Annotated in this window: 14 protein-coding genes; 7 read left to right on the top strand and 7 right to left on the bottom strand. The window is 68.5% G+C overall.

What is annotated here, in order from left to right; genetic code table 11:
- Positions 1 to 90 precede the first annotated feature (90 nt).
- Complete coding sequence (locus EZ242_RS19490; RefSeq protein ID WP_135286870.1) at positions 91 to 825, bottom strand: tyrosine-protein phosphatase; 735 nt, start codon at positions 823 to 825, stop codon at positions 91 to 93.
- Positions 826 to 904: 79 nt separating this feature from the next.
- Between EZ242_RS19490 and EZ242_RS19495 the strand changes: the two genes are divergently transcribed.
- Positions 905 to 1,813: a DUF72 domain-containing protein gene (locus EZ242_RS19495; RefSeq protein WP_135286871.1), complete on the top strand. Its 909-nt coding sequence runs from the start codon at positions 905 to 907 to the stop codon at positions 1,811 to 1,813.
- Positions 1,814 to 1,861: 48 nt separating this feature from the next.
- Positions 1,862 to 2,443: a DUF4019 domain-containing protein gene (locus EZ242_RS19500; RefSeq protein ID WP_135286872.1), complete on the top strand. Its 582-nt coding sequence runs from the start codon at positions 1,862 to 1,864 to the stop codon at positions 2,441 to 2,443.
- A 50-nt stretch (positions 2,444 to 2,493) separates the two neighbouring features.
- Here the strand turns inward: EZ242_RS19500 and EZ242_RS19505 are convergent, their stop codons facing one another.
- The 3 genes from EZ242_RS19505 to EZ242_RS19515 form a co-directional block, all read right to left on the bottom strand.
- Positions 2,494 to 3,585, bottom strand: coding sequence for a hypothetical protein (locus EZ242_RS19505; protein ID WP_135286873.1), 1,092 nt, complete (start codon positions 3,583 to 3,585; stop codon positions 2,494 to 2,496).
- Between the two features lie 135 nt (positions 3,586 to 3,720).
- Entirely contained in the window at positions 3,721 to 4,581 is an 861-nt protein-coding gene (locus tag EZ242_RS19510) for a ZIP family metal transporter (RefSeq protein WP_135286874.1), read from the bottom strand.
- Between the two features lie 137 nt (positions 4,582 to 4,718).
- Entirely contained in the window at positions 4,719 to 5,615 is an 897-nt protein-coding gene (locus EZ242_RS19515) for a dienelactone hydrolase family protein (RefSeq protein WP_135286875.1), read from the bottom strand.
- Between the two features lie 108 nt (positions 5,616 to 5,723).
- Here EZ242_RS19515 and EZ242_RS19520 point away from each other — a divergent pair, with 108 nt between their 5' ends.
- The 5 genes from EZ242_RS19520 to EZ242_RS19540 all read left to right on the top strand — a co-directional run bounded on the left by EZ242_RS19520 (position 5,724) and on the right by EZ242_RS19540 (position 8,908).
- The gene (locus tag EZ242_RS19520; RefSeq protein ID WP_135286876.1) at positions 5,724 to 5,912 is read left to right on the top strand and encodes a 4-oxalocrotonate tautomerase; all 189 of its coding nucleotides are present in this window, start codon (positions 5,724 to 5,726) and stop codon (positions 5,910 to 5,912) included.
- The gene (locus tag EZ242_RS19525) at positions 5,909 to 6,235 is read left to right on the top strand and encodes an I78 family peptidase inhibitor (protein WP_135286877.1); all 327 of its coding nucleotides are present in this window, start codon (positions 5,909 to 5,911) and stop codon (positions 6,233 to 6,235) included. The genes EZ242_RS19520 and EZ242_RS19525 overlap by 4 nt, the downstream gene beginning before the upstream one ends.
- A 207-nt stretch (positions 6,236 to 6,442) precedes the next feature.
- On the top strand, positions 6,443 to 7,237 hold the full coding sequence (locus tag EZ242_RS19530) for a sugar phosphate nucleotidyltransferase (RefSeq protein WP_135286878.1): 795 nt from the start codon (positions 6,443 to 6,445) through the stop codon (positions 7,235 to 7,237).
- Positions 7,234 to 7,893 carry a PIG-L deacetylase family protein gene (locus tag EZ242_RS19535; protein ID WP_135286879.1) on the top strand — a complete coding sequence of 220 codons (660 nt, stop codon included), beginning with the start codon at positions 7,234 to 7,236 and terminating at the stop codon, positions 7,891 to 7,893. Before EZ242_RS19530 ends, EZ242_RS19535 begins: the two co-directional genes overlap by 4 nt.
- Before the next feature lie 19 nt (positions 7,894 to 7,912).
- The gene (locus EZ242_RS19540; RefSeq protein WP_135286880.1) at positions 7,913 to 8,908 is read left to right on the top strand and encodes a hypothetical protein; all 996 of its coding nucleotides are present in this window, start codon (positions 7,913 to 7,915) and stop codon (positions 8,906 to 8,908) included.
- On the opposite strand, the gene EZ242_RS19545 is transcribed toward EZ242_RS19540, so the two are convergent.
- The 3 genes from EZ242_RS19545 to EZ242_RS19555 are packed head-to-tail and all read right to left on the bottom strand — an operon-like array spanning position 8,874 to position 12,141.
- Entirely contained in the window at positions 8,874 to 9,614 is a 741-nt protein-coding gene (locus EZ242_RS19545) for an SDR family NAD(P)-dependent oxidoreductase (RefSeq protein ID WP_135286881.1), read from the bottom strand. The two genes, EZ242_RS19540 and EZ242_RS19545, sit on opposite strands and share 35 nt — an antisense overlap.
- Positions 9,611 to 10,897, bottom strand: a complete 1,287-nt coding sequence (locus tag EZ242_RS19550) for a DUF4910 domain-containing protein (RefSeq protein WP_205960691.1) — start codon at positions 10,895 to 10,897, stop codon at positions 9,611 to 9,613. Before EZ242_RS19550 ends, EZ242_RS19545 begins: the two co-directional genes overlap by 4 nt.
- The gene (locus EZ242_RS19555; protein ID WP_135286882.1) at positions 10,894 to 12,141 is read right to left on the bottom strand and encodes a class I SAM-dependent methyltransferase; all 1,248 of its coding nucleotides are present in this window, start codon (positions 12,139 to 12,141) and stop codon (positions 10,894 to 10,896) included. The genes EZ242_RS19550 and EZ242_RS19555 overlap by 4 nt, the downstream gene beginning before the upstream one ends.
- Between the last annotated feature and the right edge of the window lie 39 nt (positions 12,142 to 12,180).

Raw genomic sequence — 12,180 nt, forward strand, 5'->3', positions numbered from 1 at the left:
CGGATGCTCGGCGCGGCCCGTGGCCGAGGCTGTCGGTGTGCCGCGTCCGCGCGCGTAGGAAGCCCGCCTGCGCGCCTGCCTGGCGGCGGATCAGGCCTGCAGGTACAGCGCGCGCAGGCGCTGGCGCTCGGGCTCGCGCAGGCCCAGCCCCTCGCGCAGGTAGGCATCGACGCCGCCGTGGTCCTGCTCGACGGCCTCGAAGGCGGCTTCGAGGAACTCGGCCCGCACGCTCCAGAGCACGGCGGCCACCTCGGGCGAGAGGCCCCAGGCGGTGCCGGGCGGCGCCTTCAGCCGCTGGTTGGTGGCCAGGTAGTCGCGCACGATGTCCTCGTGCGTGGCGCCCAGGGCGTGCAGCACGAGCGCGGCGGCGAAGCCCGTGCGGTCCTTGCCCGCGGTGCAGTGGAAGACCGTGGGCTCGTCCGAGTCGAGCAGCAGCTTGAAGAACTCGGCAAAACGCGAGGTGTGGCGGCGCACGAAGCCGCGGTAGGTGTCCTGCATGTGCGCCACCACCTCGGCCGGCGTGATCCGGTGGCCGGCCGCGAGCAGGTCCGAGAGCACCTGCACGATGGTCGGCTCGATGGACAGGGCATGCACCTTCACCCGCGGCAGCGCGCAGACCGCGCTGCTGCGCTCCTGCTGGCCGCGGAAGTCGATCACCCGGCACACGCCCAGCGCCTGGATCTGGCGCGCGTCCTCCGCGCCCAGGGCGCCCAGGTGGTCCGAGCGGAACAACACGCCGCGCCGCAGGGGCACCGAGGTGTGGACCTGCTCGGCCAGGTCGCGGAAATTGGGGGCGGCATCGACCGCGAAACGGGGGGTGGGCATGGCCGGCCATTTTCCACCCAGCCGCGGCCGCGCGGGCGTCCGCGTCGATGCGGCCGGTGGCATGCGTTGTAATGCGGCCATGTCCCGCTACCTGGTCGGCACCGCGTCCTGGACCGACAAGTCCCTGATCGACTGCGGCCGCTTCTACCCGCGCAAGACCATGAGCGCGCAGGACCGGCTGCGGTTCTACGCCAGCCGCTTCCCGATGGTGGAGGTGGACTCCAGCTACTACGCCATTCCCGCCCCGCAGACCGCGCAGCTCTGGGCCGAGCGCACGCCCGAGGGCTTCGAGTTCAACGTGAAGGCGTTCCGCCTTTTTACGGGCCATGCCACGCCGCAGCTCGTGCTGCACCAGGACCTGCGCCAGGCCTTCGGCGCCGCCCTGCCCGACCCCTTCCACTGGCGCGACGCGCCGGACGAACTGATCGACGAACTGTGGCGCCGGCAGCTCGATGCGCTCGCGCCGCTGCGCGCGGCCGGCAAGCTCACGGCCGTGCACTTCCAGTTCGCGCCCTGGGTGGTGCGCAGCGCGCCGTGGCGAGACCACGTGGCCGACTGCGTGCGGCGCATGGCGGACCACCTGGTGGCCGTGGAGTTCCGGCACGCGAGCTGGTTCCATGGCGCCCAGGTCATCCAGGACACCCTGGACTTCGAGCGCTCGCTGGGCGTGGTCCACACCGTGGTCGATGCGCCGCAGGGCTTCGCCAACACGGTGCCGGCCGTGTGGGAGGTCACGCGGCGCGAACTCGCCATCCTGCGCCTGCATGGGCGCAACCGGGCCACCTGGAACGTCCGGGGCGCCACCAGCGCCGCCGACCGCTTCAACTACCTGTACGAGGAGCAGGAGCTCGCCGACCTGGTGCCGCCGCTGCGCGCCCTGGGCCGGCATGCGCAGAAGGTGCACGTCATCTTCAACAACAACATGGAGGACCAGGGGCAGGTGTGCGCCGCGCGCATGGCGCAGCTGCTGGGCCAGGCCGACGGCTAGACTCCGGCCGCGACCTTTTCGCCTATCGTTCACTCCATGACTCCTAGATTGCTCCGCCCCCTGGCCTTCGCGCTCGCCGGCCTCCTGGCCACCAGCGCCTTCGCCCAACTCAAGCTCCCCGGCAGTGGCGGTGCCGCGGGCGCCTCCAGGCCGCCGGGCCTGACCAGCCCGGCGTCAACGCCTCCGGCACCCCCGCCGGCCGAAAGGGCCGCGGCCGAACGACCCGCGGCCGACAAGCCCGCCGCCGAACCCGCCCGCCCCGACGCCGCCGGCAACACGGCCGAGATGGAGCAGGCGGCCCAGCTCGCCGCCCAGGGCTGGCTGCTGCTGCTGGACCGGCGCGACTGGGGCACCGCCTACGACACCTCGGCCGCAATGTTCCGCTCGGCGGTGAAGCTGCCGCAGTGGATGGACGGCATTCCCAAGGTGCGCGCGCCGCTGGGCAAGGTGATCGAGCGCAAGCCGGTGGAGGCGGTGTACCGCGACAAGCTGCAGGGCCGCCCCGATGGCGACTACGTCACCATCCTGTTCGCCACGCAGTTCGAGAAGAAACCCGACGCCCAGGAGATCCTCACCACCGTGCGCGAGCCCGATGGCAAGTGGCGGGTGACGGGCTACTCGACCCGCTGACGCAGCGGCGTCCCTGGACCGTCGTGCCGCGGCAGGGCACGACGGTCTCCTTACTTCGAACGCGACGCGTCCTTGCCGCCCGTGGCGCTGCTCTCGCCGCGGCTCGCCTCAGAGGAACCGCTCATGGTCTGTCCGGCCGAGCCCATGCCGCTGGAGCCGTGCGGAACGTCGCGGCCTTGGCCGCCACCGAGGTCCTTGCTGCGTTCCTGGTCGCCTTCCCGAGCCTGCGCCTGCGCCTCGCGCGAAGGCGTGTCGGTCGCGCCGAAGTTCCCGCCGGTGCTGCTGCCGCTGCGGCCGCTCTGGCGCGCGGCGCGCCAGGAGTTGAACTCGTCGGAGAAACGCCGGTAGCGGTCCTGCCGCCAGGATTCGTAGTCACGGTCCAGGTTGCGCAGCTGCTCTTCGCGCCATTGCTGGTAGTCGGGGTCGTGGTGGCCCTGCTGCCCGTGGGCCTGCTGGCCTTGCCCGTAGCCCTGCTGCCCGCCGTAGCCCTGCTGCCCGCCGTAGCCCGGCTGGCCGCCGCCGTAGCCGCCCGTCTGGCCGTAGCCGCCGTGACCGGCACCGCCGTGGCCGCCGGCCTGGCCGTGGCTGCCCTGCCCCATCTGGCCGCCGTACCCGCCTTGGCTGGACGTGCCGCCGTGGCCACCGCCGCCGTAAGGCTGATGCGCCTGGCCCTGCTGGCCGCCGTAGCCCTGTTGGCCTCCGTAGCCCTGTTGGCCGCCGTAACCCTGCTGGCTGCCATAGCCGTGCTGACCACCGTAGACCTGGTCGCCGTAGCCGCGCGCGCCGCCATAAGGCTGCGATCCGCCGCCACCGGACTGGCCCCAGTAGCCGCCGCCCTGCGTGCCGCCGCGCTGGCTCTCGCCCGAGTCGCCGCCGCGGCCGCCGCCCCACTCGGAGCCGCCGCGTCCCATCGCGCGGCCGTCCTGGCCGCGGTTCCAGTCGTGGCTCTCGCCACCGCCGCCATAGCCGCCATAGCCGCCCGATTGCGGCGAGCCGAAGTCGCCGGTGCGTTGTCCGTAGCCGTGGGTGCGCGAGCCCGGCTCGCCTTGTGCCCCGCGCTGTTCGCGGTTCGGGTCCTGGGACTCGCTGCCCCAACGCCCCGGGTTCTGCCGATCGCGCTCGTCCTGATCGCGTGATGCCATGGTGTCGCTCCTGTGGAAGTCGTCATGCGACCCGGCCCGGGCAGCGCCCGCACCGGGAGACTCGTCACCATAGGTCGCACCCTTTTTCGCGCCTGTCGGACGGCGGCGGTGCGTGCGTAGGACGCCCCGGAGGGCTCAATGCACGTGGGCCAGCGAGCTCACCAGCATGACCATTGCGATGCCGCCCAGCAGCCACGCGATCTGCGTGGCGGTCGCCCGCGCGCCCAGGCGCTTCTGCAGCTGCGGCACGAGGTCGGCGAGGGCCACGTACACGAAGCTGCTGCTCGCGAGCGCGAGCAGGTAGGGCAGCCAGCCCTCCAGCCGCTCGACCAGCCACCAGCCCGTGATGCCACCCAGCATGGTGACCGAGCCGGCCAGACACACCTTCACCAGGGCGACGCGCCGGCTGCGGCTGGTCTGCTGCAGCACCACCAGGTCGCCGATGTGGTGCGGCACTTCGTGCGCCATCACCGACAGCGCCGCCACGACACCCAGGCGCAGGTCGGCCATGAAGGCCGAGGCGATGAGGATGCCGTCGCCGAAGCAGTGCACGCTGTCGCCGGTCAGCACGGTCCAGCCGCCGCCGGAGGACGCCTCGGCGCGATGGCCGTGGCCGTGGTGGGCGTGCGCGTGGCTGTGGGCGTGGCCGTGATGCCGGTCGGCATGATTGTGCGCGTGGCCGGCGGCCGGCGCGCCGTGCTCGTGCCCGTGGTGCCACAGCTCGGCCTTGTCCAGCAGGAAGAAGAACACCAGCCCGCCCAGCAGCACGGCGAACAGCTCCTTGGCGCCCGCCTCGCTCTCGATCGCCTCGGGCAGCAGGTGCATGAAGGCGGTGGCCAGCAGCGCGCCGGCGGCGAAGCTCAGGAGATGCTGCGCCGCCACCGGTTCACCGGCGACCGCGCGCTCGCGCACGCCCAGCCGCATCAGCAGATCGGCGAGCAGCACACTGCCGATCCCCGCGCACAGGGTGGCCGTCACGATGGCAATCAGGTTCATCAACAATCGATGCGCGACCGGGCACGAGGCACCGGCGCGGCTGTCCCTCCAAAACATGCAAAAGCCGCCCCCATGGGGCGGCTTGTCGGTCGATCGGCCAGTCCGCCTGGTCGGCGGACTGGCCCCAGGGTCTGTCCTCAGGCCACGCCGTGGCGCTCGAACCAGGCCAGCGCACGCTTCCAGCCATCTTCGGCCGGACCGCGCCGGAAGCTCGGGCGGTAGTCGGCGTGGAAGGCGTGGGGCGCGTCGGGGTAGATCACGAACTCCGAGGCCTTGGCCGCGGGACTTCCGCTGGCCAGGGCGGCCTTCATCTTATCAACCGTCTCCAGCGGGATGCCCGAGTCGGCCCCGCCGTACAGGCCCAGCACCGGCGCGCGCAGCTGGCCGGCGACGTCCACCGGATGGCGCGGCGTGAGCGGCGAGGCATTGCCCACCAGGCGGCCGTACCAGGCCACGCCCGCCTTGATGGGCGCATGCGCCGCATAGAGCCACACGATGCGGCCGCCCCAGCAGAAGCCGGTGATGCCGACGTCCTGGGTGTTGCCGCCGTTGCGGCCGGCCCATTCCACGGCGCCGTCCAGGTCGGCCATGACTTGTGCATCGGGCACCTTGGACACGAGCTCGCCCATCAGGCGGGAGACTTCGCCGTAGCTCGCCGGGTCGCCCTGGCGCGCGTACAGCTCGGGCGCGATGGCGAGGTAGCCGGCGCGCGCGAAGCGCCGGGCCACATCCGCGACGTACTCGTGCACGCCGAAGATCTCGTGCACCACCAGCACCACCGGCAGCCCGGTGCGGCCGGCCGGCGCGGCGCGGAAGGCGGGCACCTTGAAGCCGTCCACCTCGTAGGTGATCTCGCCGGTCACCAGGCCGTCCGAAGGCGTCTTGATGGCCGACTGCGCCAGGATGGGCGCGGCCGCCGCCGCGAAGCCCACGCCGAGCGCACCACGCAGGGCGGCGCGGCGGCTGGGCCCCGACTCGTGGGCGCTGCCGGGCAGCAGGGAATCGAAATCGCTACGCAGGTCGTCTCTCAGCACGGGGGCTCTCCTTCTTGGGGTGGGGGGTTGTTCGCAGGCTCCGGACGCGACTGTAGGCAGGAAACATAATCCCCTCATTCCCATCCACTTTGCCGAGGAGCCCAGCCCATGCCCACCATCCGCGTCGAACTCATGGAAGGACGCACCGTCGAGCAGAAGAAAGAACTCGTGAAGGCGCTCACCCAGGCCGTCGTCGAGACGCTGGGCAGCAAGGCCGAGTCGGTCGATGTGCTGCTTTTCGATATCAAGCGGCACGACTGGGCCACCGGCGGCGAGCTCTGGTCGGAGAAGACGTGAGCGTCTCGCGCGCATGGGCGGCGCGCCTCGCCTGGTGCGCGGCCCTCGCGCTCCAGGCCTGCACCCAGCCGCTGAACTCCACCATGCCTTCCGAGCCTGCACAGCCGCGTGACAGCGCCGCCGCCTGCGACGCCGCGGCCGCGCAGTTCGCCGTCGGCCAGCAGCCCCTGCCCTCACTGGCGACCACCGCACGGCGCCAGGCCGGCGCCACGACGGTGCGGGTCATTGGCCACAACGAGATGGTGACCAAGGAGTACCTGCCCACCCGGCTGAACCTGCACCTCGATGCGCGGGGAAATGTGGAACGGGTGTCCTGCGGCTGAGCGCTGGCACCCTGGGCGTGTCCATTTCGACGTCTTGCCGGAATGATGAGGCGAACTCGTGTCGCAGAGTGCAAGTTCCACCGCGGCATCCAGGACGCGAGAGCTGCGTGCGCGCAGTGCGGTCGGCACCCATCTTCCACACTCGCTACCCGAGCGCGCACAATGAACGTCTACCGGTGATTTCGGGGCTGTACACAGGGGCGGACCGTGAAGGTAGTACTGTTTTGCGGCGGACAAGGCCTGCGCATGCGCGATGCCGAGAACTTGCCGAAGCCGATGGTGCACATTGGCTCGCGCCCCCTGCTGTGGCACCTGATGAAGTACTACGCACACCACGGTCACAAGGACTTCATCCTGTGCCTGGGACACCGGGCCGAAGCAGTCAAGCACTACTTCCTGCATTACGACGAGTGCCTGTCCAACGACTTCGTGTTGTCTGGCGGCGGCAAGGCCGTCGAACTGCTGGGCAGTGACATTCACGACTGGCGCATCACCTTCGCCGACACGGGCGCGGAGTCCAACATCGGACAACGCTTGCGGGCGGTGCGGAAATATCTGGAGGGCGAGCCCGAATTCCTCGTGAACTACAGCGATGGCTTGTCGGACCTGCCACTGCCTCAGTACATCGAAGACTTCCGTCTGCACGGCAAGGTCGCCAGCTTCCTGTGCGTGCGCCCCAATCTCAGCTACCACATCGTGACCACGCAACCCGACAATCGCGTGGTCACGAACATCTACCCGATCAACAGCGGAGACATCCGCGTCAATGGGGGCTTTTTCATTTTTCGAAACGAGATTTTCGAGTACATCGGCGAGAACGAGGAGCTCGTCGAGGAGCCGTTCCATCGGCTCTTGCGGATGCAGCAGCTGATCGCGTATCCGTACGATGGCTTCTGGATCAGCATGGACACCTTCAAGGACAAACAACAGCTCGAGCGGCTGTACGCCAGCCCCGGCGGAGCCCCTTGGGAAGTGTGGCGGAGGCGCCAGCCAGAAGCATGATCCAACTGACCCTTCCGGGCGACAGCCGGGCACCTCTGAACGTACTGTGCCTCGGCGCACATGCCGATGACATCGAGATCGGCTGTGGCGGCACGATCTTGCAGCTGCTTTCCGCGCGGCCCAATGTGCATGTGAGCTGGGTGGTTTTCAGCGGGAACGCCGAGCGCGAACGCGAAGCGCAGGCCGGAGCAGCGCTGTTCCTCGAGCGCGCCGCCAGCCGCCGCGTGATGGTGCGGGACTTCCGTGACGGTTATTTCCCGCGGCTGGGCGCCGAGATGAAAGAGTTCATGGAGTCGGTGAAACAGGAGGTCGAACCCGATCTCATCTTCACGCATTTCCGCGACGACCGGCATCAGGACCACCGCACCATCAGCGACCTGACGTGGAACACCTGGAGGCGGCATCTGGTGCTCGAGTACGAGATTCCCAAATACGACGGCGATCTGGGTGCGCCCAATTGCTTCGTACCGCTGCCCCAGTCGATCTGCGCGCGCAAGGCTGCCCTCATCTGCCAGGTCTTCCGCAGCGAGGCGCGCAAGGGATGGATGACGGAGGACACATTTGAAGCGCTGCTGCGCCTGCGGGGAATCGAATGCGCCGCACCCGACAAGCACGCGGAGGCTTTTCACTGCCGCAAGCTCGTGCTGAGCACGTGAGACCCAGCATGCAATGGGCATGAAAATCGTCTTCGTCATCATGTCTGCAGTTGCCCGGCACGACACCGTCGAGCAGCTCGCCCGGGCCCTGGCGCCGCACACGGTGCTGGTACACCACGACTTCTCCCAATCGCCGGACTTTTCGCTGGGCGCGACCAACGCGCGATTCGTGCCCGAACCCAAGCGAACGGGCTGGGCAGTGTTCGGCTTCACAGAGGGTGTCTTTCACTCGCTGCGCCACGCACTGGACACCCTGGACTTCGATTACCTGCAGCTGCTCAGCCCGACCTGCCTTCCGATCCAGCCGATGCGCCAGTTCGAGCAACACGTGTCCGGCGACATCGAGGCCCACTTCGACTGCATCGATCTGCTGAACGACCGCGATGCACTGATGTCGGTCGGCTACAGGGCTTTCACCCCGGAAGGCAGCCTGCGCCACCGTGTGCTGCGGCGACTGTCGACCGATTACTTCGGCGACTCGGCCCTGCGCCGCGATGAAGCCGGCATATGGCTGCACAGCGGCAGGGGCCGTGGCGTCGTGCCCTGGATCGCGCGCGCTGCGGTCGGCGCGTTCTCCCATCCCTGGATAGGCCGACATCCGTTCGGCGCGTCCTTGCGACCGTACTACGGCTCGCCGTGGCTGGGCGCACGTCGCCACATCGTGCAGGGGCTGGTCGAGCAGTTCGAGCAGCCTGAGATCCGCGGCTACTTCAGTCGGCTGCGGATAGCGGACGAATTTCTGGTGGCCACGCTGCTGATGCGGCTGGTTCGGCGCAGGGGGCCGATGCATCACCTGATCCAGCGATACAACCAGGCCCACGTGGGGGAGTTCGGGCTGGAAGACCTCGGAACGCTACGCACCGCGCAGGCGTGGTTTGCCCGGAAGTTCCCGGACGACCCACTCGCGCCTGTACGCCTCCACGTCCTTCAGGAACTCGCAGGCGTGGCGCCTTGGCCCGCCGCCAAGGAAGTGTGCGCCCTCAGGCCGGAGGTTTCCGCATCGGGCGAAGGCTGATGTCGGTGACTTCCACGTTGCGCGGCATCAACAGGACCTGCAGGGTCAGGGCTGCGACATCCTCGGGCTGGATGAGCGCAACCGGCTCGTAGGGTTTGCCTTCGATCGCGTGCAGCTCGGCCTGCATCCGCGTGGCCGTGCGTCCGAGGAACACGCTCAGGACGCGCACGCCCGCGGGGTTGACCTCCTCGCGCAGGGAGTCGGCGACAGCCTTCAGCGCATGCTTGGTCGCGGCGTACTGACCGTGGTCTGCGCGGGCGGAGAGGCCGGCGCTGGAATTGACGAACACCACCTGGCCTCGTGCCACTTTCAACGGCGCCAGCAGCCGCTGCGTGAGGACGAAGGGGGCACGCACGTTGGTCCGGTACTGCGCGTCGAACTGCGCCGCCGAGGCATTCTCGAAGCGGGCCGGGTGCAGGATGCCGGCCGCATGGACCAGCACGTCCACCGTCTGGAGATCGCGCCGAAGGGAATCGGCAAGGCGCTCCACATCGGCGTCGTCCGCCAGATCGGCCCGAAAGCAGCGGTGCGGCACCTGCGTGTCGTGCGCACGATGGGCACCCTGCGCGACCCGCAGCAACGTGTCTTCGTCGCGGCCCACCAGGCACAGCCGTGCCCCGCTTGCCGCGAGCGCGAGGGCGATCGCCTCACCGATCCCGCGGCTCGCGCCCGTCACCACGGCCACCCTGCCGGCCAGCGCAGTCATGGCGCCGCCGCCAGAAGGTGATGGCGCTCCAGCCGCTCAGCCGCTTCCCGCACGGTCGCGAACGGCATTCCGGAACGGTGCGCGATGTCCAGCAGGCCCGCCTGTCCGTCGGACAGGTTCAGCACCCACAACATGGCCATCGCCAGATCGGACGGGCTGCTGCCTCCGGTCGATGCGTACAGGCCGCGCCGGCCCAGCTGCGGCTCGCACTTCGGCTGCAGATTCACGTAACGGCCATCGTGTTCAAGCACGTCGAACACCGACAGCAGCGTGCTGAACGCAACCGCGAGCGCCTCGGGTGTCACGAAGTCCGGGTTGTCGGCCGAAGTGTGGTACTCGGGGAAATGTCCGTGGTGGCTTCGCATGAGACAGCCGACCGGCAGGTTGAAGCCGGGCGAGCAGTACTGGCGCTCGTCATAGCCGTAGGGAGAAAACGGCACGACCCGGCGGCCGGGGTCCTCATGCTGGAGGACGTGCTCCACCGCATGGTCGATGGTGGCATCGCCGCGGCGGCTGCGCTTGTACGTGAAGCTCGCGCGATCGCCAATGCACGTGAGCACCAGGCCGTGCCGGATATGCCGCACGCGCTCCTCGTTGCGGCTCAGCCAGGTGATCGCCCCGATCGTGCCCGGCACGAACACGACACGGTACGAGTAGCGGTGGGGCACCGTGGCCAGGTGCTTCGCGAGGAACGTCGCGACGGCCAGGCCCGACAGGTTGTCGTTGGCCAGAGAGGGGTGGCAAGTGTGGCAGGAGATGAGCACTTCCTGCGGCGTGTCGCCTTCGAGCAGGCATTCGCCGTAGGTGAGATGGCCCTCCGCCAGGGTGGAATCGATCAGGACCTCGTATTCGGTATCCGGCAGTTGCTCCAGCTGCCGGTGTGGCAGGCAAAAACCCCAGGCCTCCTTGTAGTAGGAGGTGCGGTAGGGGATCAGGTCGGGTTGGTCCGGCAGGGAATGCAGGTGCGGACGAAGCTCGGTCAGAGTCATGGTCCGGCGCACGGGCACGCTGTAGTTCACCAGATGCAGGTTGTGCCGGCGGAAGTCGATGACCCGTTCGCCACGCGGGTGCTTCACATAGGCGTCGCGCACGTTCCATTCGCGCGGCACGGTCCAGTCGAACACGCTCGTGCCGCTCGGTACTTCGTGCTGCACCAGCGGGATCTCCTGCGCCAGCCGCGCGAGGGTCTGCCGGACCCCGTCGCCCGTGATGCTGCGGCAGATCGGGAACAGCTCGCGGATCAACCCGTGCATCGCGGCGCCGTGCGCGGGCTCGTGGGTCACTCCAGCACCTCCAGCTCGGGGATGGGAACCACCAGCCGCCCGCCCCAGTCGCGCACGTAGGCGAGCTGCTGCCGGATCTCGTCATTCAGTTTCCAGGGCAGGATGAAAACGTAATCCGGACAGGTCTCGCGCAGCTTCTCGGGCGGGTAGATCGGGATGCGTGTTCCCGGCAGGAACTTGCCCTGCTTGTACGGATTGCGATCGACCGTGTAGTCCAGGAAGTCGGTGCGTATGCCGCAGTAGTTCAGCAGCGTGTTGCCCTTGCCGGGTGCACCGTAACCAGCGACGGACTTGCCCGCACGCTTTGCCTTGATGAAGAACGCGAGGATGCCTCGCTTGGTCCGCCTCACCTTTTCATTGAAGGAGAAATACGTTTGCAGCCGTCCGAAGCCCGCCTCCTCCTCGCGGCGCAGGAGGTCCTGCACACGCTCGCTCACCGGGCAGGACGTGTCTTCAGCATGCCGAGCGTACATGCGCATCGAGCCGCCATGCGTGGTCAGCTCATCGACATCGAACACCGTCGGCCCGAAATCCTCGAGCATCCGCTTCGCCGCCATGAACGACCAGTACGAGAAGTGCTCGTGGTAGCTGGTGTCGAACTGGTTGCCTTCCATCAGCCGTATCAGGTGCGGAACCTCGATGGTGATTACGCCTCCAGGCTTGAGCAGCAGCTTCATGCCGGCTGTGAAGCTTCGGATGTCGGGAACGTGGGCGAACACGTTGTTGGCCGCGATGAGGTCGGCGCGCGTTCCCTCGCGCACCATCGCGGCGGCGCACTCACGGCTGAAGAACTCCACCCGCGTCGGAATTCCCTTCTGCGCCGCCACCTTCGCGACGTTGGCCGCCGGCTCCACGCCCAAAACCGGGATGCGCTGCTCCTGGAAATATTGGAGCAGGTAGCCGTCGTTGCTGGCCAGCTCCACCAGCGCCTCCGGACCCAGCTTGAAGCGCTCGACCATCCGGACTGCATAGGTCTTCGCATGTGCGAGCCAGCTGTCTGAGTACGACGAGAAGTAGGCGTACTCCGTGAAGATCTCCTGTGGACTCACGTGCTCAGGCAACTGCACGAGCAGGCACTGTTCGCACACGAACACGTGGAGGGGATAGAACAGTTCCGGTCTGCCGAGCCGGTCCGCTGGCACGTAGGCTTCGCAGGGAGGCGAGAGGCCCAGGTCGGTGAAGGTGTGGCGCAATCCCGCTCCACAGAGTCGGCAGGAAGCGGGGCTGTGCGGCTCCTGGTTCATCGGGCGTATCCCTTGCGCCAAGCCGTTGTCTGGCGATGG

It is taken from the genome of Ramlibacter rhizophilus, from assembly GCF_004681965.1.
In the GTDB taxonomy this organism is placed as follows: Bacteria; Pseudomonadota; Gammaproteobacteria; order Burkholderiales; family Burkholderiaceae_C; genus Ramlibacter; species Ramlibacter rhizophilus.